Source organism: Enterocloster lavalensis (assembly GCF_046603895.1).
GTDB lineage: Bacteria > Bacillota > Clostridia > Lachnospirales > Lachnospiraceae > Enterocloster > Enterocloster lavalensis.
This window is the reverse complement of record NZ_CP176637.1, coordinates 5,829,473-5,847,868: the sequence shown is the minus strand read 5'-3', so window position 1 is coordinate 5,847,868 and position 18,396 is coordinate 5,829,473. Positions and strand designations below refer to the sequence as shown.

General features: G+C 59.2%; 15 protein-coding genes. 2 read left to right on the top strand and 13 right to left on the bottom strand.

Annotated elements, in window-relative coordinates; all coding sequences use genetic code 11:
- Nucleotides 1-156: 156 nt before the first annotated feature.
- Entirely contained in the window at nt 157-1,503 is a 1,347-nt protein-coding gene (locus tag ACK2JC_RS26195) for a D-alanyl-D-alanine carboxypeptidase family protein (protein ID WP_320936982.1), read from the bottom strand.
- 193 nt (nt 1,504-1,696) lie between these two features.
- Between ACK2JC_RS26195 and ACK2JC_RS26190 the strand changes: the two genes are divergently transcribed.
- The gene (locus ACK2JC_RS26190; RefSeq protein ID WP_320936983.1) at nt 1,697-2,968 is read left to right on the top strand and encodes a DNA polymerase IV; all 1,272 of its coding nucleotides are present in this window, start codon (nt 1,697-1,699) and stop codon (nt 2,966-2,968) included.
- A 4-nt stretch (nt 2,969-2,972) separates the two neighbouring features.
- Nucleotides 2,973-4,001: an RluA family pseudouridine synthase gene (locus ACK2JC_RS26185; protein ID WP_320936984.1), complete on the top strand. Its 1,029-nt coding sequence runs from the start codon at nt 2,973-2,975 to the stop codon at nt 3,999-4,001.
- Here ACK2JC_RS26185 and ACK2JC_RS26180 read toward each other — a convergent pair.
- The 12 genes from ACK2JC_RS26180 to ACK2JC_RS26125 all read right to left on the bottom strand — a co-directional run bounded on the left by ACK2JC_RS26180 (nt 3,964) and on the right by ACK2JC_RS26125 (nt 18,258).
- Complete coding sequence (locus ACK2JC_RS26180; protein WP_320937001.1) at nt 3,964-5,427, bottom strand: RsmB/NOP family class I SAM-dependent RNA methyltransferase; 1,464 nt, start codon at nt 5,425-5,427, stop codon at nt 3,964-3,966. The genes ACK2JC_RS26185 and ACK2JC_RS26180 overlap by 38 nt on opposite strands.
- 267 nt (nt 5,428-5,694) lie before the next feature.
- Nucleotides 5,695-6,216 (bottom strand): DUF6465 family protein, encoded by a 522-nt coding sequence (locus ACK2JC_RS26175; protein ID WP_092361138.1) that lies wholly within the window; start codon nt 6,214-6,216, stop codon nt 5,695-5,697.
- A gap of 172 nt (nt 6,217-6,388) precedes the next feature.
- Complete coding sequence (locus ACK2JC_RS26170; RefSeq protein ID WP_207648736.1) at nt 6,389-6,937, bottom strand: DNA-deoxyinosine glycosylase; 549 nt, start codon at nt 6,935-6,937, stop codon at nt 6,389-6,391.
- A 35-nt stretch (nt 6,938-6,972) separates the two neighbouring features.
- The gene (locus ACK2JC_RS26165; RefSeq protein ID WP_368272171.1) at nt 6,973-8,973 is read right to left on the bottom strand and encodes a L,D-transpeptidase family protein; all 2,001 of its coding nucleotides are present in this window, start codon (nt 8,971-8,973) and stop codon (nt 6,973-6,975) included.
- A complete protein-coding gene (locus ACK2JC_RS26160; protein ID WP_092361136.1) occupies nt 8,974-9,423 on the bottom strand; it encodes a DUF523 domain-containing protein in 450 nt (149 codons plus the stop codon). It lies immediately after the preceding gene.
- Between the two features lie 39 nt (nt 9,424-9,462).
- On the bottom strand, nt 9,463-10,821 hold the full coding sequence (locus ACK2JC_RS26155; RefSeq protein WP_276950483.1) for an MATE family efflux transporter: 1,359 nt from the start codon (nt 10,819-10,821) through the stop codon (nt 9,463-9,465).
- A gap of 66 nt (nt 10,822-10,887) precedes the next feature.
- The gene (gene ytvI, locus ACK2JC_RS26150; RefSeq protein ID WP_227167599.1) at nt 10,888-12,021 is read right to left on the bottom strand and encodes a sporulation integral membrane protein YtvI; all 1,134 of its coding nucleotides are present in this window, start codon (nt 12,019-12,021) and stop codon (nt 10,888-10,890) included.
- Between the two features lie 41 nt (nt 12,022-12,062).
- Complete coding sequence (locus tag ACK2JC_RS26145) at nt 12,063-13,124, bottom strand: pyridoxal phosphate-dependent aminotransferase (protein ID WP_276950487.1); 1,062 nt, start codon at nt 13,122-13,124, stop codon at nt 12,063-12,065.
- 31 nt (nt 13,125-13,155) lie between these two features.
- Nucleotides 13,156-14,343, bottom strand: a complete 1,188-nt coding sequence (locus tag ACK2JC_RS26140) for a pyridoxal phosphate-dependent aminotransferase (RefSeq protein WP_368272172.1) — start codon at nt 14,341-14,343, stop codon at nt 13,156-13,158.
- Nucleotides 14,344-14,530: 187 nt separating this feature from the next.
- A complete protein-coding gene (locus ACK2JC_RS26135) occupies nt 14,531-16,990 on the bottom strand; it encodes a DUF6449 domain-containing protein (protein WP_320936988.1) in 2,460 nt (819 codons plus the stop codon).
- The gene (locus tag ACK2JC_RS26130; RefSeq protein ID WP_320936989.1) at nt 16,965-17,864 is read right to left on the bottom strand and encodes an ABC transporter ATP-binding protein; all 900 of its coding nucleotides are present in this window, start codon (nt 17,862-17,864) and stop codon (nt 16,965-16,967) included. The genes ACK2JC_RS26135 and ACK2JC_RS26130 overlap by 26 nt, the downstream gene beginning before the upstream one ends.
- A complete protein-coding gene (locus tag ACK2JC_RS26125; protein ID WP_092361129.1) occupies nt 17,830-18,258 on the bottom strand; it encodes a GntR family transcriptional regulator in 429 nt (142 codons plus the stop codon). Before ACK2JC_RS26125 ends, ACK2JC_RS26130 begins: the two co-directional genes overlap by 35 nt.
- Between the last annotated feature and the right edge of the window lie 138 nt (nt 18,259-18,396).

The following is an 18,396-nucleotide window of genomic DNA, read 5'->3' as shown; positions in this document are numbered from 1 at the left end:
AGTATGTCAACCAAATCGGAGAAAGTTCACACAAAGAGTTCGATTCGTAAGAAAACCTTAAAAAATATGGAAAATACTGCCGCATCCCACAAAAATCCTGTCAGCCCCCAGGGGGCGTCCGCTGAAACGCTCCGTCGGATTCCGGCTGGAGGCGGCTCACCCGGCAGGCCGCTGCGCCTCCCACAAGCCTCCAAAAAGCGCTCCCACGCGCAACAGACAGCGCTTCAGCGTGATCTGCTCCACCCCGTTTTCCGTATATACCGGAAAGCTGCGGACGGTCTGGCCGTTCAGCCGGTACTCCACCGTTCCGACCTTCTGGCCCGCCCGGACCGGGGCCGCCAGTCTGACCGGCAGGTTCTGGCGAATCTCCACCTGCTCATCCTCTCCCAGCAAAAGCTTCAACTCCCGGCCTGCGCTCTCCTGCCCCATCGTCAGGCTCACCTGATCCGTTCCCGCGCCGCTCCCGTCGTCCCAGCACAGGCCCCCGGTCACCGGAACCGGCGAAAACCTCTGCTCTTCATAGACGTCCTTCATCTGATAGTGTTCCAGGCCGAAATTGAACAGCTTTCTGGCATCCGCCCATTTCCAGGTCTTGTGGGGCGGCCAGCCGCAGCCCAGAATTGCGATAACATACGGGCGGCCGTCCTTCTCCATTGCCGCCACGTAGGAGTAGCCCGCGCCCCCCGTAAATCCCGTCTTGCCGGAGACAACGCCGTCCATCATGGTCAGAAACGCGTTGTGGTTGGTGCAGTTGTAGGAGTGTTTGCCCGGGACATCGGTGAAGAAATAATTCTGAGTCTGGGTGATTTCCAGAAATTCCTGGCGCTTGGGGGACAGGTTCACGCAGTACGCCATGATCCGGGCCAGATCCGCCGCAGTGGTGGAATGCACGTGCTCCACCCCGGCCTCGTCCGTCTCCTTGGCGTCCAGTCCGTTGGGCGTGATAAAATAGGTATTTTCACACCCCAGCGCCTTCGCCTTCTCGTTCATCAGCCTGGCAAAGCCCGGGACGCTGCCCCCGATGTGCTCGGCAATCATCACGGCCGCGTCGTTGTGGGATTCCAGCATCAGGGAGTAGAGCAGGTCCTTCAGGTAAAAGGTCTGCCCGCTCTGGACGCCCAGATGGACCTTAGGCTGTCCGGCCGCCTCCTTAGTGGCCGTGACCACATCGTCGGGATCGCCCAGCTCCAGAGCCAAAATGCACGTCATGATCTTCGTGGTGCTGGCCATGGGCCGGATCGTATCCTCCCCTTTCCCGTAGAGCACCCTGCCCGTAAGGCCGTCCGCCAGCACCGCGGACTGGGCGTTTAATTTCAAGGGGTCGGGCTGGGCCGGCTGCTCCCCACCCGGAGGCTGGGCTGTGGCCGGCTGCCCCTCATCCGGGGCCCTGTCCTGCCCTTCCTCCCAAACCGTCACCGTTTTACTCCCGTCCATGGCAAAAGCCCGGACACAAGGCCCCAGGCCAAGTCCCAGGCAGACCATCCATATCATCCATTTTCGCATCCGCTTAAGCCGCCCTGCTGCTTTTGTTTAATATCCTATTCGGAATCGAAATCCATTATGCCGGAACCGGCGGCATTTTTCAGCATCACAGCCTGCTCCGCGAACGCCGGCGCACTTCTTTGAGTTTCTCCTCTTGAATTCGAACATACATTCTGTTATGATAGGGGTACTGAATGAATTCGGAGGCGATTTGATGGAAGAGCCCTTGAAAAATACACGTCTGATCTTTCATATTGATGTAAACTCGGCATTTCTCAGCTGGGAGTCCGTGTACCGGCTGAACGCGGACCCACAGGCCCTGGACCTGCGCACCATCCCCTCAGCCGTGGGCGGCGATGCCAAGAGCCGCCACGGCATCGTGCTGGCCAAGTCCACCCTCGCCAAGCAGTACGGGGTCACCACCGGCGAACCCCTGGCTCAGGCCCTGCGCAAATGTCCTCAGCTGACCGTGGTGCCCTCCCGCTTTGACTACTATATCAAGTGCTCCCACCGGATGATGGAGCTTTTGGAGACCTACACCCCGGATCATGAGAAATTCAGCATCGATGAGATTTTCCTCGACATGACCCAGACCATCCATCTCTTCGGGCAGCCCCTGGAGGTGGCCAACCGGATCCGGGAGCGCATCCGGGACGAGCTGGGCTTCACCGTCAACATCGGCGTGGCCCCCAACAAGCTGCTGGCCAAGATGGCCTCGGATTTCGAGAAGCCGGACAAGTGCCACACGCTGTTCGCCCACGAGATTCCATCCAAGCTGTGGCCGCTGCCCATCCGGGAGCTCTTCTTTGTGGGCGGAGCCGCCCAGCGCAAGATGGAGAACCTGGGAATTCACACCATCGGCCAGCTGGCCTCCTGCGACCTGGAGGTGCTCAAAGCCCATCTGGGCGAGAAATACGCCGTCACCATCCGGGGTTACGCAAACGGCGTGGACGACGACCCGGTGGCTGAGAAAGACCCCATCAACAAGTGTTACGGCAACAGCGTCACCCTGTCCCGGGACGTGTCGGACTACGAGACCGCCTGCCAGGTGATTCTCTCCCTCTGCGAGACCGTGGGCGCCAGACTGCGGGCGGACCGGGTTCTGTGCCGGAACGTGTGCGTGGAGCTCAAGGACTGGGAATTTCACACGCAGTCCCATCAGATGGTCCTGCCGGAGCCCACGGACTCCACCTCCGCCCTGTACGGCTACGCCTGCCGCCTGCTGCGGGAATTCTGGGACCGCACTCCCGTGCGCCTGATCGGAGTCCGGGCCGGCAAGATCGACGACGACAGCTTCAGCCAGCTGAGCCTGTTCGACAGCCCGTCCAACCGGAAAAAGAAGGATCTTGAGAAAGCCGTCGACCAGATTCGCAGCAAATTCGGGGTGGACAGCATAAAGCGCGCCAGCTTTCTGAAGGAAGATTCCATCGTGGACCACGCCGCCAGCAAACGCAAACACTTAAACCGTCAGGAGGACATCCGTTAACACTATGATCAAACGAGTTCTGACCTACACCATACCCGCGGACCAGGGCGGGCGGACCGTAGAGGAATATCTGCGCGGCCTGGGCTACTCCCACCGCCTGGTGGTACATTTGAAACAGACCCCCGGCGGCATTCTGGCCGGAGGGGAATCCGTATTTTCCACTTACCGGCTGCACCCGGGCCAGGTCCTCACCGTCACTCTGACCGAGGAGGAGCCGTCCCGGAATATTCCCCCTGCCGAGCTGCCCCTGGCCATAGTTTACGAGGATGCCGACATCCTGGTCGTCAACAAGGAGGCCGGGATCCCGGTTCATCCCTCCCAGGGCCATCACGGCAACACCCTGGCCAACGCCGTTGCCCATTATTTTGCCCTCAGGGGAGAACCCTTTGTGTACCGGGCCGTCAGCCGCCTGGACCGCGACACCAGCGGTCTGCTGGTGCTGGCCAAACACATGCTCAGCGCCTGCTCGCTGGCCGGACAGATGGAGGACCGCCGCATCTGCCGCCGCTATCTGGCCTTTGTCCGCGGCCTGATGCCGGACTCCGGCACCGTGACCGCCCCCATCGGCCGGGCGCCAGGCTCCGTGATCCAGCGCTGCGTGGATTTGGAACAGGGCGAGCCTGCCTGCACCCACTACAGCCGTCTCCTGTACAATCAAAAAATGGACCTGTCCCTGATCAGCCTCTCCCTGGAAACAGGGAGAACCCATCAGATCCGGGTCCACATGGCCTCCGTCGGCCACCCACTGCCGGGCGATTTCCTCTACTGCCCAGACTACCGCTTAATCAACCGCCAGCCCCTGCACTCCTGGCGTCTGGAGTTTTGCCACCCCGTAACCGGAAAGCCCATGGAGTTCACCGCTTCCCTGCCCCAGGATATGGCGGCGCTGCTGCCGGAAGGGGCGGAGGAAACGGCGATATGGCTGGGGGCAGGCCAGGCGCGGCCGGAAGGTACAAGGGAGGCGCTGTCCCCGGCACCGGGAGGCTGCGCTCCTCTTACACCCAGCGCAGCCCCTTTGGATAGTGATTCTTGAAAATCTGCCCTGTGAGCTTGGCCCAGCCCAGACTGTAGTCCCCGGCACAGACCAGCACCCAGCCCTTCCCGGCCCCATTGGAAGTAAGTCCGCCCTCCAGGCTGTTTAAGTCCAGAGTCTCCCCTTTCAGGTAGCGCAGCACCGGTCCTTCCTGGGGTTTTAGCCTCAGGCTGATCCGGGCCTGTTCCGGGCGCAGGGCCAGAGCCAGAGCGTGGGAGGGCTCAAACCGGTTCTTCTTAAGCGTTCCCAGATGGAGACCCGGCCGCACCACCTTCAGCCCGGCCATCTCCGGCATCTCCCGCGGCGTCAGATACAGCTGATCCCCGAACAGCACGTAACTGTCCTGATCCGCCAGCCACTCAGCCTCCGCCAGATTTTCCCGGCAGAAATCCGCAAAATCCTTCAGCAGCTCCTTCTGTTTCCGGACCGCCATCCGCGGACCGGCCCAAAACTCCGCTGTTTCCGGGGCTTCCCCCTTCTTTTTCAGCACCGCCATGTAATGGCCTTCTCCCTCCAGCCGGTGTGGAAAGATCCGGAACGTCCGGGCCAGCTGCCCGCCCGGCTCTGTCTCCGGATCCACCCCCGCCCATCTGGGTTTTCCACAGTCAAAGCCCTCGTACCCCTCTACCGCTTCCACCTCGAAATCCGGGTGGCGCTCCAGGAAATGCAGCACCGTGCCCTCGTTCTCCTCCGGGGCAAAGGTACAGGTGGAGTAGACCATCCGGCCTCCGGGCTTTAGCATCCCCGCAGCCTGGTCCAGTATGTCCCCCTGGCGCGCGGCGCACATGGCCACGTGGTCCGGGCTCCACTGGTCCGCTGCCTGCGGGTCCTTGCGGAACATTCCCTCGCCGGAGCACGGGGCGTCCACCACAATCTTGTCAAAGAACTCCTGAAACCTGGGGGCAAGCCGCTCCGGCGCTTCATTTGTCACCACCGCGTTCTGAACGCCCATGCGCTCCACGTTCTGAGAGAGGATTTTAGCCCGGGCCGGATGAATCTCGTTGGAGAGCAGAAACCCCTTTCCCTTCAGCCTGGAGGCGATATGGGTGGTCTTACCGCCGGGCGCCGCGCACAGGTCCAGAACCCGATCTCCCGGAACCGGGTCCATCAGCTCCACCACAGCCATGGCGCTGGGCTCCTGAATATAATATGCTCCGGCCTCGTGGTAAGGATGTTTTCCGGGCCTGTCCTCCTCCCGGTAATAAAAACCGTCCCGCACCCAGGGAATGGGCTGCAATTCAAATCCGGCTTCCTGCTCTATCTTTCGCGCCAGGTCCCGGGGACTGCTTTCCGGTCCGGCCGTTTTCAGCCCATTGAGCCGCAGCCCCTGCACCCGATCCCTGTCATAGCTGGCGATAAATTCCCCGTACTGGTCCCCCAGCAGCCCTCTCATCCGTTCACAAAATGCTTCCGGCAGATGTATCATATCAGTTTCAGTCCTTTTCTCCATGATTTTATCCCCACCCTGTCAGGCGCCCGCCCGCAAACTGTGCAATAACAGATTCGCCGCCGCGCCCACTCGAAAATGGGCCGCCGCGCTTCTCCTGCGCGACAGCCCGCTTCATCCTTCACTACCCTTTATTATCCCGCGGACACGGCCGTTCATACGGCCATGCGCGCCTGATATCCCGCGTCCGCCAGCGGATTGGGAATTCCTCGCAGTCCGCTGTGGACGCTTCGATTTTGACGCTTCTTACAGCATCACCTTGAAGTCATCTCCGCCCTCGCCGTTCACCACATAGTAAGCGGCGCTCTCATTGGCGACTATGTAGAGCTGAATATCTTTGATCTCGGTATCCTTGTGGCTCTTTTTGTAGGAAGCGATGGCCTGGTCCAGAATGTCCTTTGCGATCAGATCTTTTCCGTCAAACTGGAAATGCACGCTCGCCTTGGGCTCAGCCGCTTTCTTCGCAGCGGGCTTTTTCGCCGCCGGCTTCTTGGCCGGTGCTGCCTTCGCGGTGGTCTTTGCCGTTGTGGTCTTGGCTGCGGCCGGCTTCTTCGCCGCCGTTTTCCTGGCCGGCGCCTTCTTGGCCTCTTCCTTGGCCGGTGCTGCCTTAGCCTCCGCTTTGGCCGGAGCTGCCTTGGTCTCTTCCTTTACCGGAGCTGCCTTAACTTCCTCATTGACGGCTGCCTTGGTCTCCGGCGCTGCCTTTGCCTCTTCCTTCACATTCGCTTTTTTTACTGCTGCCTTTGTTGTCTTGCTAGGTTCTGCCATAGTTCATGTTCCTCCCTGTCTTAAAAACATTAAGTTCAGTTACTCAACATAACCCCTCAACTGTCCCCCGTCTGTGTTAAAGGCATTATAAAATGCTTTTTCGCGTTTGTCAACTAAATCGCCCGAAAAGCCCCGCAGATACGACATTCTTTCTAATTTTTTCCAATTCCGTCTACAGAAACTTCAAAATCCCGGAGTACGCCTTTACCAGCTCCTCCAGACCCACTCTGCAGTTGGCCGGGCTGGTGGAGGGAAGGACAACTGCGGCCCTGCCCGTGACCGGCAGGCAATAACGCCGGTAAAGATCACCCGCCCTTGCGCCGGTGGTAAAAACCGCCTGCACCGGCGCAGACTCCAGAATCCGGCTCATATCGTTGGCCGCAGGGCGGCGGATGCTGGCATCGTCCGCGCCGTGGATCTCACAACCCGCCAGCACATCCCACAACGCCACATGGCGGCGCAGCGCCATTGCACGCTTTTCCTCCACCGTCTGAGGCTCCGGCTCGCCGAGTACCCGGGCCAAAACCGGCCAGAAACGGTTTCTGGGGTGGCCGTAATAAAATCCGTTCTCCCGGGACTTCGGGGAAGGGATCGAGCCGAGGATCAGCACGCGGCTTTCCTTGTCGAATACCGGCTCAAAGGGATGGCTCACATATTCCAGCTTTTTTGAGGCCTCTCCCTCTCCCGTCCCCTGTTTTTTCCGGGTTTCTCTCTCTTCCATCGATGATTCTCCTGTCCGTTTCTCTCTATACCGGGTTACGATACCCCCGGCCCGCCGCCCTCCGTGGACTGGGCGGAGCCGAAAGCAGGTCCGTACCCTCCACCGGAGTCGCCGCCCCCGGCCGCAGTGGTCCCGTTCTCCACCGGAGTGATCTCCGGCCCTCCGGCTGCCTGGGTTGGCTCCGGCTGAGGCGGCTGTCCGCCTGGCTGCGTCGGCTGTGTCGGCTGCCCGCCTGGCTGTGTCGGCTGCGTCTCCTGCCCACCCGGTTGTGCCGGCTGCGCATTTGGCTGCGTCGGCTGCGCCGCCTGCCCGCCCGGCTGTGTCGCCGGCACATTTGGCTGCGTCGGCTGCGTCGCCGGTTTCGTCGACTGCGCTGCCTGCCCGCCCGCCGGCGGTCTGCCCGAGGCTTTGGTGGGGGCTTTGCTCTCCGTGCCCGGAAGGTTATAACAGATCACCGGCATTCCGGCGTACACGTTCTCATACAGCTCCTTGGCGGCCGCGTAGGGCATGTTCACACAGCCGTGGGAACCGCCGGTCTTGTAGATGGAGCCGCCGAAGCTGGAGCGCCAGCTGGCGTCGTGGAAACCGATCCCGCCGTTAAAGGGCATCCAGTATTTCACCGGGCTGGCATAGCCCTCGCCCTTTAATACCGCGTCCCGCTGCTTGTAGGTGAGGCTGTACAGCCCCGCCGGCGTGGTGTGGCCCTTGGACACATTGCCCGACACAAAATCGGACTCCAGAATCTTGTTGCCGTCCTTGTAAAAAAGCAGATGCTGGGCCGTCAGGTTGACCTCGGCGTAGGTATTTCCGTAGTCCGCGTCCCCATGGGCGGCCGCGGTCTGGGAGTAAACCGGCTCTCTGGTCACGCTCTCCCCCGCCTCCAGGATGCCCTTTAACTGGGCCGCCTCCTCCTTCTGGTTGATACGCCAGCCGTAGCTGCCGCTGACATTCACCGTGGGACCATAGCTGGTCTTGAAGGCGCGGGGCTTGTAGGCCGTGTTGTAGGTTTTTGCCAGCTCTGAAACATACTCTGCGATCTGCGCCTCATCCAGAGCGATATCGGTTCCCGCGCCGGTGAGCCATTCATGGGTCCGGCTGCCGTTTAAAACTTCCGTCCGGTCGCCAAAGGTGTAGGTCACCGTCACGTTGACATACCGGTTTCTGGCGTCCCGCTCAGCCGCCAGTCCAGGATCATCGGACCTCACCGACGGCTTCTCGTAACATCCAAGCTCCTCCAGGGAAATCTCAGGGTCCAGGCTGCGCACCGCGGCCGAGGCCGCAGTCTGAACCGCATCCGCCTTCAGAGCCGTGCCCTCCTCCTCCGGAACCACCTCATACCCCCGCCCCTCTATGTAGTCGGAAAGATAGGCGTCTCTCGGCCGGACCATGGCGCTCTCGTCCATGCATTCCAGGCCGTTTACCTCCCGGGCCAGCGCCTCCTCATCCCATTTCAGCATAGTGCCGATCTGATAAACCCTGGGCGTCCGCAGGTGGAACACCCAGCGGTACGGATTCTGGGCTTCGAGAATCTTCTCCAGCCCTCCGTCAAACACGGTGTGCAGGCCAATGTCCTGTCCCGTGATCTCCTCCCCGCTCCCGTCCCTGGCCACAACGGTCAGGCGGTAACGGTCAGCCCCGGCTGAGAACGCGGCCTTCACCTCATCCACCGTCCGGTCGGACACATCCGCCCCATTGATCACCGTATTGGGGAAAAATACGGTCTTGTATGCCTGGGCGGCGTACACATAAAATGCAATCCCCGCGCACAGCAGCACGCCCACAAAACCGGCCAGGGCCGGCAGCCAGGCAGTCCGGCTCTTCTCCCGGCTCCCACCGGCAGGCTTTTGCGGGAAACCGCTATCGCCTTTGCCCTGCTCCCCGGCCACAGCGCCCGGAGCGCCCGCAGCCGGCTCCGCAGCCGCCCTCTCCTTCTCAGCCCTGCGTGCCGCGGCGGCCTCCCGGCTGCGGCTGCGCCTCACAGGCCTTTTTTCATGTTCCGGACCGGAATCCTGCAGCTTCTTCTGATCCTCGCTCATCTATACCTGCCTTTCTAAGTCTTTCAGCAACTGCCCGATGGAGGACTCGCCGTATACGGTCAGCCCCTCCTCCCTGAGGCGGGCAGCTGCCACACCGTCCCCGGGAATCAAATTTCTCGTAAAAGTTCCGTCGTATATCCTGCCGCTTCCGCAGGAGGGGCTGCGCTCCTTTAACAGCGCGTACCTGCAGCCGAAGAGCTTTGCCAGCCTCACGGCCTCCTCCGCTCCTCTGAGGTACGCCCCGGTCACGTCCTGCCCGTCCTGTGTCACCACACGGCCGTCCTGCCGTTCCGCAGGTGTGCGCGGCGTGGCCAGCCCACCCATGATCTCCGGGCAGACCGGCACCAGATGGCAGCGCTCCATGAGCTCCCGGATACCCGGGGCCAGCTCACCGCCTCCGTCATATCGGCATTTGACGCCCATCAAACAGGCGCTTACCAGTATATTCATATTTCATCCCCTTATCAATTATGTAACGGTTTGTAAGTATCAGAACCGACGCCCGTCTTTTAAAATCTTCCCGGACAGCAGCAGGTATGTACTGAAGGAGGTGACCGCCGCCACAATGTCAGAGATGGGTTCGGCATAGAAAATCGCCTGGGCTCCGGCCGCCGCGGGCAACGCCAGCATCCCCACCATGTACACCAGCTTCCGGAACATGGACAAACTCACCGCCACCTTGGCAATCCCCATTCCCGTAAAGCCATCCACTACCGTGTACTGCACGGCCAGCGGAATAATGCACAGCGTATACACCCGGATCGCCCAGTTGGTGACCTGCGTGTACTCCGGATCCCTGGTAAATATGTCCACAAAATACTGGGGGACCAGATGGGCAATCAGGAACATGATCGAGGTGAATACCAGCCCCAGAAGCACGATATGCTTCTCCGCCCTGCGGATCCGGTCCGGCCTGCCCGCCCCATAATTATAGCCCATAATCGTCTGGGTTCCACCGGTAATTCCTCCCAGCGGCATGGTGATCATCAGCATGAAGCTCTGCACAATGGTATTGCAGGTCAACAGCATGTCGCCCTGTAATTCCCCGCCGTAGCGCTGGATAATGGTGTTCATCATAATAATCAGCACGCTGTCCGAGGCGATGATCAGGAAGGGAGAAAGTCCCACCACCAGCACCTGTTTCATCACGCGCCTGCGGTAACCTCCGAAGGTGATGGGCACCAACGGCCGTTTTCCCAGAAGAAACCACAGCACAAAGGCGCAGGAAGCCATCTGGGAGATCACCGTGGCGATAGCCGCCCCCTTGACGCCCATGCCCAGCACAAAGATAAACACCGGATCCAGGGCGATGTTGGCCGCCGCCCCGATGATCACGGAAAACATCCCCGTCTTGGCAAACCCCTGGCAGATGATAAACTGGCACATTCCGGTGGAGAGCAGCGCAAACACGGTGCCCGCCAGATACCAGCTCAGGTAATCGTTGGCGTAGGGGAAAATCGTCGGGCTGGCGCCAAACCAGCTCAGGAGATAATCCTTAAAGCTGTAAGCCAGAACCGTGATAAGAAACGCCATGGCCAGCAGCAGGCAGAAGCAGTTGGCCACAATCTGCCTTGCGCCCTTTTCATTTTTCTGACCCAGGCGGATGCTCATAAGCGGAGCGCCGCCCACTCCGATCCAGCTGGCAAAGGAGGTGATCAGGGTCACAATGGGGCCGCAGACGCCCACTCCGGCCAGCGCAAGGCCGCCTGTGCCCGGGATATTGCCGATGTACATGCGGTCCACAATGCTGTATAGCACGCTCACAAATTGAGCCAGCATGGAAGGAAATGCCAGCCTCCACACCAGCCCTCTGATTTGATCTGTATCCAGACTATTTTCTATCTTCACGGTAAATACTCCCTCACTGTACCGCAGTCTGCGGCCCGCCCGCGGGCGGACCCGTAAACCGCGGCCTTATTCTCCTTTTCGGAACGCATTGATATCCCGCACCAGCGTCATAAAGCTGTTGATCATGGAATCAAATGCCCCGTATTTATATAAATTCATAAAGAACAGACCGATGGGCACCGCCAGAATCATTCCGGCAAGGCCGCTGATCTTAAAGCCCAGAAACAGCAGAATCAGGGTGAATAACGGGTTTAATCCCATACTGTCCCCCACCAGCTTGGGCTGCACCAGCTGGCGGATCACCTGTGTCAGGACATACAGCAGAAGCAGCCCCGCCGCAAAGGCGTACTCTCCCGCCAGAAGCTTGACCACGCCCCAGGGAAGCAGCGCGGTCCCGGTGCCGAACACGGGCAGAAAGTCCAGAAAGGCGATCAAAAAGCTGAGCACCGGAGCGTAACTCACGCCCAGCACAAAAAATCCCACCATCAGGATCAGCCACACCACGAACATGATCTTGAACTGGGCCAGGAAATAGCCGCCCACCAGGTGTTTGACCTCCCCGGTCAGGTAACGGTAATACCGGGTGCACCATTCCGGCAGAAGCTGCTTCCAGAATGCGATGATCCGGTCCCGGTCCACGATAAAGAAATAGGAGGAAAGGATGGTCACCACGGAATACACCAGCGCGCCGGGTATGCTCTTGGCCACAGTCCCCGCCGCCTCCATGGTGGGCGGGGCGGCCTTCTGCACCAGCATGCTGAGGGCGTCCCCGATATTGGCGGTCAGCTGGTTCCACGCCTGCTGCACGCCGGGCGGGAAGAACTGGAACAGGTGGGAAATCTCCTCCATATTGGTCTTGACGTCCGCCTCCAGCGCGGTGTAGAGCTGGGGAAGCGTCTTAAAAAGCGCGCTGATCCCAGCCGCCGTCCGGGAAAAAAGCAGATACAAAAGCCCGATCACCATAGCCAGCACCAGCACCACAATGAGAATGGAGCTGTGTTTGCGCACCAGCTTCAGCCGCCGCTCCAGAAACCGCACCGGCGGATTGGCGATCAGCGCAATGATCCAGCCGATCACAAAGGGCATAAAAAACCGCAAAAGCTTCGGCCCCAAAAGACACAGGAACACCCACCCCATAAACGGTATCAGAATATTGAGCACAAGCCTCAGATAATGTCTCCATCCTGTATTCTCTTCCATTCCCTTCACCTGCCATTCCCGGTCCGCCGGACCTGCAGCCGTCAGACCGTTTTTAGATAATTTTCCAGGAAAGCATACAGAGCCTCCATCTCCCCGTCGGTGCCGATGGTGATGCGCAGGCTGTTGTCAAGCCTTGGCTGGTCGAAATAGCGCACGTAAATCTGCTCCCGCTTCAGCGCCGCGAACAATTCCCTTGCGCTGGCCCGCTCATGGGTCACAAACAGGAAATTCGTCATGGAATCCGGGAACGTGAAGCCCAGCGCGCCCAGACGTTCCTTGGCCCGCTCCCTGGTCGCTATAATCCTGGACGTAATTTCCTGAAAATATACCTGGTCCTTCACCGCCTCTGCTCCCAAAATCTGGGAGGGCAGATTCATGGTGTAGGAGTTGTAGGAGTATTTCACATCGCTCAGGGCGCGGATCAGATCGGGATGTCCCACGGCAAAACCGATGCGCATGCCGGCCATTGCCCGGGATTTGCTGAAGGTCTGCACCACCAGCAGGTTCTCGTATTTCTCCGTCAACGGCAGCGCCGACGTCCCGCCGAAATCGATGTAGGCCTCGTCCACGATCACCACCACGTCCCGGTTGTGGCGCAGGATGTCCTCCACCTGATTGAGCGGCATGAAAATGCCCGTGGGGGCGTTGGGGTTGGGGAACACCACGCCGCCGTTCTCCTGATAATAGTCCTCGGGCCGGATCCTAAACTCCCCGTCCAGGGCGGGCGTTTTGTGTGGAATCCCGAAAAGGTCCGCCCATACCGGATAGAAGGAATAGCTGATATCCGGGAACAGCAGGGGCTTTTCAGAATTAAAAAAGGTCAAAAACGCCATGCCGATCACATCGTCCGAGCCCACGCCCACGAAGATGCGCTCCTTGTCCACCCCGTACCGGGCGGCCAGCGCCTCCACCAGGCAGGAGGAAGAGGGATCCGGGTACTTCCGGAACGCCTCCGGGTCCATTTCCCTCAGAGCCTTTGCCACCCCCGGAGCGGGGGGATAGGGGTTCTCGTTGGTGTTCAGTTTGATCAGGCGGCTGCCCTTCGGCTGGTCTCCCGGCACGTAGGGCACCACCCGGCGGATATTGGCTTCCCATGGTCTCATAAGTTTGTCCTCCTGTGTTGTGATCCGTCCGTTACAGGCCGTACTCCGCTGCGATCTTCGCAAAGGCCGGCAGGGAGGGCTCAATCTGTCCGTAGGACACGCAGTAGGAGATGCGCACGTATCCCGGGCAGGCAAAGGAACTGCCCGGCACTACCAGTACATTATGCTTCTTGCAGGCTTCACAGAACTTCTTTTCATCCGCCTCCGGCGATTTCACAAACAAATAAAACGCGCCCTGGGGTTTGATGCACACAAAGCCCAGATCCTTAAGGCCGTTGTAGAGCAGGTTGCGGTTCTTGTCGTAGGCTTCCAGGTTCACCTGCTCGTCGATGCAGCGTTTGATCACCCGCTGCATGAGGGAGGGAGCGTTGACACAGCCCATCACCCGGTTGGCGATGGTGGCGGCGTTAAACACCTCCTTGCTGTCCTGAAGCTCATCCGGGATCACCAGATAGCCGATCCGCTCGCCGGGAAGGGACAGGGATTTGCTGTAGGAGTAGCAGATCACCGTGTCGTCGTAAAATCCGGTCACATAGGGAACCTCCACCCCGTCGTAGGCCAGCTCCCGGTAAGGCTCGTCGGAGATCAGCACGATGGCCGTGCCGTACTCCTTCTCCTTGGCCCGCAGGATATCCGCCATCCGCTCCAGCGTCCCGGCGGAGTACACCACGCCGGTGGGGTTGTTGGGGGTGTTGATGATCACGCCCTTGGTCCTGGGAGTGATCTTCTGCTCAAACTCGTCCAGATTGGGCTGGAAAGTCTCCGTGTCAGGGGAAACCACCACCAAAACGCCGTCGTAGTTTCTCACATAGGAGCCGTACTCCACGAAGTAGGGCGCAAAGGTGATCACCTCGTCCCCGGGATTTAAAATGGTCTTGAGAATGATGTTTAATCCGCTGGCTGCGCCTACGGTCATCAGAATGTTGTCCTGATTAAAATGGGTGCCGAAGCGGCGGTTTAAGGAGTCCGCCACAGTTGCGCGCACATCCTCATAGCCGGAATTGCTCATATAGCCGTGGACAAAGGTGGAATCCTCCTCGTCCAGAATATCCTTTATAGCCTGGTTGACGGCCGCGGGCGCGGGTACGTTGGGGTTGCCCAGACTGAAGTCGTAGACATTCTCCGCCCCGTAAATGGATGCCAGACGCTTGCCCTCCTCGAACATGGCGCGGATAGCCGAGTTGTTGTTCACCAATGGTTTCATTTTTTCTGATATCATAATCCGATCCTCTCCTTCATCTGCAGCTTAAACGCGCAGAACAGACTGCGCTGTGGTCCCGGCCTCTTTTTAAGCGGCCCGCCTTGTTGATATGATTGTAGCTTTCCTTGATCGGAATGTCAATTATTATCCTGACAAAAATGGGGGCCTCTTCCATTTCCGGAAAAAGCCCCCTGAATCAAACTTGTCAGTCAACCACAACCGATTCTGCCATAATCGGCACTTCTATTGCCGTTACGCCGTCTGCCTCCGCCGTTACGCGGTCCGCCGTTTCTCCGGTCAGATCGTACTCCTCCAGAGGCGTACCCTTGAACAATGCCTTGATCTCAGGCGTAATTTTGTTCGTCTGCAGGTATCCGCCGTTACGTCCCGTCGGCGCGGCGGTATCCGCGGTGACGTACACCGCCACCTGGGCTTCGCAAAGCCCGTTAAAATTCAGGCACTCCTCATCCACCATCGCGTCCATCAGCAGGCGGATGTTCTCCGGCTCCTCAAACACCAGAGTGGCCCCGTCTCCCGACACGGGATAGCGTGCCGCCAGCTCCTCGTCCTCCAGTTCCCGCAGCCCCAGCTCCCGCATGACGCCGGACATATCCAGCATCACGGAGCGGATCTCATCATCCGGCACCAAATCGCCCACCTGAATGCCGTGGGCCTCAAGGGCGCTCAGGGTGCGCTTAAAGGACGGATACACCGGCCAGGTCTGGCTTGAGTCCAGTTCGTATTGATACATCCGTGCTTTTACGCCAGCGTTCCGCTGCTCGTACAGTTTGAGCTGCTGTTCCGCGTAAGCGGACTCATAGCGGTTCACAAACCAGATCTGCCCGATGGGATTCTCCTCCAGGCGCTGCGTCGTGGTCAGCTCCGCCAAATCCGCCTGGTAAGCCGCCAGCAGGTCGCCGTAGCCGCTGTTTCCGTCGGGACTCACGCTCACGCGCTTGTTCCGCTCCGAATAGCTGACCTTGGCCACATCCGAAGGCTGCAACTCCATCACCCGGTAATACAGTCCGTCCTTATACTCCGGGCTGTCATACAGGGCGCTGTAATCGTCCATCACCCGGGACAGATAGAGATCGTACTGGCGGTAAACCTTTCTTCCGCTCTTTAAGGTATAGACCACCGAAACCCGCGTGTTGTACCTGCCGTTCTCCCCTTCGTCCCCATCGTTCTCATAGCCTATGATAAAGCTGGAGGAGCCGGCTGACGTCTCGTGGTCCGTAAAACGCCTCATCTGCTTTTCCCGGCGCTCCAATGCCTCATCCCGGCCCTGCTCGGCGATCCGCAGCACGGGGGCCAGATTGGTGATATGCATGTGATCCGGAAGGATCTCCACCCCGTCGTAATATGTGATCCCCAGAGTGCCGTCCTCCTTCGGTTCAATTTCCAGGAAATTGGCCCAGCCGCTGTCCAGACGGATCTCCACCGCGGCCTCCGCCACCTTGCCCTCGTCCGGCACATAGGAATCATAGCGGAACCAGTCGAAGCGGAACGCCATCACCGCTAACAGCACGCAGGCCAGACAGCCCGCGTACTGGAGCTTGTGGGACAGCAGCTTTTTAAAGTCAAAGTTGTAGATGATCTCAATCACGCAGTGGGAAATCAGGCTTCCCATCACCGCGCCGAACACCAGCCAGACGATTGTGCTCTGGAGCAGCCAGAAGAACATGGCTCCGCCCATGCCGAAGGCGAACACCAGCAGCACGCGGATGGGCATCATGCTCCACTTGAAAGCCATAGCCTTTCCCGCCGACTCGGAAGGGCGCTTGCGGTACAGCTCCAGGGCCAGAAGCGCCAGGGCCATGGCGGCAAACAGAATGATGAAAAGCGCCGGAATGTGCTTGCCCAGCTGATTGCCCATATTCCAGCCGATGGCCGTGATGTATGCGGATACCGGGGACGTCCATTTGATGGCTGCCATAAAGGGGGAGCCGTCTCCGGTCAGAAAATAGTAATGAATGGTCTCAAAGAACGTGCTGCAATAACCCACCAAAAGGGTGATCATGCCGGGCATGTAGAAGAAAAACACGCCGGTTCCCAGGATGCCCACCAGCATGTTCCCGGTCATGATCATGGCGATGGATACCACCGCGTACATGAGCAGGAAGAACAGCAGGTTCAAAAGCCATCCCATCATGGCCGTTCCCAGAACAGCGGAAAGCGGCACCTGATAAGCGCAGCTCACCACCATGAGAATCCCCAGGTTGACCAGGTAGGCCAGGGCCACGATCAAAAATCCGCCCATGTACTGCACGGCGAAGAGAATCTCCCTGCGCACCGGGATGCTGTGGTAAAAGTCCACCTTTCTGCGGTTGTGCAGATAGGAAAAGCTGGAAACGCCGATCACCACGGCGGCCACAATTATCAGGAACGCGATGAGCCCGTTGCCGAACTTCACGGAGTCCAGCACGATCTGCGTCTTGATCTCCAGAATCTTCGCCAGCTTCTCCGCCTCGGAAACGCCCTCCGCGAAAACCAGCTGCTCATAGTCGTTGTAACGCCAGAATTTGGTTTTGATGGCGTTTTCCATGGTCAGAGCCAGGTTGATGGGCAGGGAGAAGAAAAATCCCAGCACCGCCAGGGCGATGGCCCAGGCCCTGCGCTTAACGTTCTCCCGGAGCAGCTTAAAAAATAAGCTTTTTGATGTCATAACCGGCTACCTCCGTTTCACTGATAAAAATTTCCTCCAACGACAGGGGGATGCACTCAAAGAATACCGGGTTGTAAGAAGCCATAATCGCCTCCACCTCTTCCCGTGTGCCGCGGACCACCAATGTGATCAGGCTGCCGCGCTGCTCGATGTTCAGTTTGTCCAGGGCCACCAGATCCTCCGCGGACATGCCCGGCTGCAGCACGCACTGAAGCTTGTGAATATTGAGCTTCATGTCGTCCAGCTCCCTGGAGAGCAGGATGCCGCCCTTGTGGAGCAGTCCCACGTGGTCGCAGATGTCCTCCAGCTCCCGCAGGTTGTGGGAGGCAATGATGGGCGTCAGGTTGCGGTCCGCCATGTCGGCTGCGAACAGGCTCTTCACCGCCTGGCGCATCACCGGGTCCAGCCCGTCAAAGGTCTCGTCGCAGAACAGATAATCCGTTCCCGCGCAGATTCCGCAGATCACGGACACCTGCTTTTTCATACCCTTGGAGAAGGTGTGGATCTTGCGCTTCTCGCTGAGCCCGAAGCTGCTCATGAGCTTGTGGAACCGGGCCTCGTCAAACCGCTGATAAATCGCCCGGTAGTAGTGCAGCATCTCCTCGGGCGTGGCGTTGCTGAAAAAGAACTGTTCGTCCGATATATAGAAAAAGCGCCGCTTGGCCTCCGTGTTCTCGAACACCTCGTGCCCGTCGATGGTCACATGGCCCTCCTCCGGCTTCAGCACGCCGCTCATCAGCCGCAGGAACGTGGACTTGCCAGCGCCGTTGGTGCCGATGAGGCCGAACACGCAGCCGTCCTTGATGGTGGCGTTAATGTGATCCACGGCCACGATATCGTCAAAGCGTTTTGTCAGGTTTACCGCTTGAATCATCACTCATTCCCCTTTCTCCGTCCGGTTCCCCGGTTTTTTCATACTTCCGGCGCACCCGTTCCACCACGGTCTCGCACCCGATCCCCAGCTGCCCGGCTTCCTCCACCAGGCCGTCGAAGGACCTCTCCCACTCCTGGATGCGCCCGGTCTTCATGCGCCCCGTATCCGCCACAAAGCTTCCCTTGCCCTTGATGGAATAGATGAATCCCTGGCGCTCCAGCTCGGCGTAAGCCCGCTGTATGGTGTTCGGGTTGATGGACAGATCCGTGGCCAGGCTGCGCACGGAGGGCATCTTCTCATCCTGTACCAGCACGCCCTTGAACATCAGGTCCTGAAACCGCTCGATCACCTGCTCATACAGCGGACGCCTGTCCCTGTAATCCAATGTAATCATCTTTGACCTCCCTCCTGCTTTTCGTCCGGCCCCCGTATCGTCGGCCGGCGTTCTATCTGTACTAATCTTATTAATACAGTTGTTGTATCTTACGATATCATAGGGAGGATGGAAATACAAGGAAGATTTTCTTACAAT

What these genes read in the sequence shown, in the direction of transcription:
- ACK2JC_RS26195 (WP_320936982.1), bottom strand. Translation starts at nt 1,503, where the DNA reads ATGCGAAAATGGATGATATGGATGGTCTGCCTGGGACTTGGCCTGGGG.
- ACK2JC_RS26190 (WP_320936983.1), top strand. Translation starts at nt 1,697, where the DNA reads ATGGAAGAGCCCTTGAAAAATACACGTCTGATCTTTCATATTGATGTA.
- ACK2JC_RS26185 (WP_320936984.1), top strand. Translation starts at nt 2,973, where the DNA reads ATGATCAAACGAGTTCTGACCTACACCATACCCGCGGACCAGGGCGGG.
- ACK2JC_RS26180 (WP_320937001.1), bottom strand. Translation starts at nt 5,427, where the DNA reads ATGATACATCTGCCGGAAGCATTTTGTGAACGGATGAGAGGGCTGCTG.
- ACK2JC_RS26175 (WP_092361138.1), bottom strand. Translation starts at nt 6,216, where the DNA reads ATGGCAGAACCTAGCAAGACAACAAAGGCAGCAGTAAAAAAAGCGAAT.
- ACK2JC_RS26170 (WP_207648736.1), bottom strand. Translation starts at nt 6,937, where the DNA reads ATGGAAGAGAGAGAAACCCGGAAAAAACAGGGGACGGGAGAGGGAGAG.
- ACK2JC_RS26165 (WP_368272171.1), bottom strand. Translation starts at nt 8,973, where the DNA reads ATGAGCGAGGATCAGAAGAAGCTGCAGGATTCCGGTCCGGAACATGAA.
- ACK2JC_RS26160 (WP_092361136.1), bottom strand. Translation starts at nt 9,423, where the DNA reads ATGAATATACTGGTAAGCGCCTGTTTGATGGGCGTCAAATGCCGATAT.
- ytvI (WP_227167599.1), bottom strand. Translation starts at nt 12,021, where the DNA reads ATGGAAGAGAATACAGGATGGAGACATTATCTGAGGCTTGTGCTCAAT.
- ACK2JC_RS26145 (WP_276950487.1), bottom strand. Translation starts at nt 13,124, where the DNA reads ATGAGACCATGGGAAGCCAATATCCGCCGGGTGGTGCCCTACGTGCCG.
- ACK2JC_RS26140 (WP_368272172.1), bottom strand. Translation starts at nt 14,343, where the DNA reads ATGATATCAGAAAAAATGAAACCATTGGTGAACAACAACTCGGCTATC.
- ACK2JC_RS26135 (WP_320936988.1), bottom strand. Translation starts at nt 16,990, where the DNA reads ATGACATCAAAAAGCTTATTTTTTAAGCTGCTCCGGGAGAACGTTAAG.
- ACK2JC_RS26130 (WP_320936989.1), bottom strand. Translation starts at nt 17,864, where the DNA reads ATGATTCAAGCGGTAAACCTGACAAAACGCTTTGACGATATCGTGGCC.
- ACK2JC_RS26125 (WP_092361129.1), bottom strand. Translation starts at nt 18,258, where the DNA reads ATGATTACATTGGATTACAGGGACAGGCGTCCGCTGTATGAGCAGGTG.